Annotated in this window: 2 protein-coding genes; one reads left to right on the top strand and one right to left on the bottom strand. The window is 62.9% G+C overall.

Features of this window, described 5'->3' with window-relative positions; genetic code table 11:
• On the bottom strand, window positions 1-293 hold a 293-nt coding region (locus A9X04_RS17920; protein WP_369828968.1), incomplete at its 3' end, for a phosphotransferase family protein.
• A gap of 54 nt (window positions 294-347) precedes the next feature.
• Between A9X04_RS17920 and A9X04_RS17915 the strand changes: the two genes are divergently transcribed.
• Window positions 348-778 (top strand): acyl-CoA dehydrogenase family protein (locus A9X04_RS17915; RefSeq protein WP_197509212.1); only part of this gene is annotated, 431 nt, incomplete at its 3' end.

Below are 778 nucleotides of genomic sequence, written 5' to 3'. Positions count from 1 at the left end.
TCGGAATCTTCGCAGTAGAGCACCGGCGGTGGATGGGGCACGTCGGTGCCCTCCAAAGCCCGCAGGATGCGCCACTCCCGCAATGTATTCGAGGCAGTGGGGTGGTTCTTGACCGCTGGCGGCCGACGTAACACCCAGGCGTGTTCACCGCGCGCCACCCGGAACGACACGTTTGCCGTTCCGGTCCCCTCGCCGATCCGTTCAGCCGTCATCGGGATCCCACAACCGGGCAACTGGTCCCCGATCCACGAATCGAGCCGATCGACGTCGAGCAGCGTCGCAGTCGAAGTCATGCACTGACGCTAACGGTGTTGACAGTTACTGTCAATCCTGTCAGCGTATGTCACATGATCGATTTCGAGCTCCCGGCGGAGATTCAGCAACTGCGGACGCGTGTCGCCGCATTCATCGACGACGTTGTGCTGCCAGCCGAGCCTCAAGTCGGCGCGCGGCCCTTCTTCGAAATCGTTAAAGAGCTTCAGGCCGAAGCGCGCGCTGCCGGGTTGTGGTGCCCGTTCGTTCCGGTCGAATACGGCGGAATGGGCCTCGGTCATCTGGCGAACGCGGTCGTGCAGGTCGAGGTCGGGCGCGCCTTCAGTCACCTGGGTGCCTGGGCGATGAACTGCATGGGCCCCCAGGACGCGACGATGCTCACGCTGATCGAGCATGGAACCGACGAGCAGAAAAAGCGCTATCTGGAGCCGCTGGTCAACGGTGACATTCGGGTCTGTTTTGCGATGACCGAGCGTGCGGCCGGTGCCGATGCAACCGGTATGCA

Source organism: Mycobacterium sp. E3247 (assembly GCF_001667785.1).
GTDB lineage: Bacteria > Actinomycetota > Actinomycetes > Mycobacteriales > Mycobacteriaceae > Mycobacterium.
Note: the sequence above shows the minus strand (reverse complement) of the source record. Positions and strands in the feature narration are given on the sequence as shown.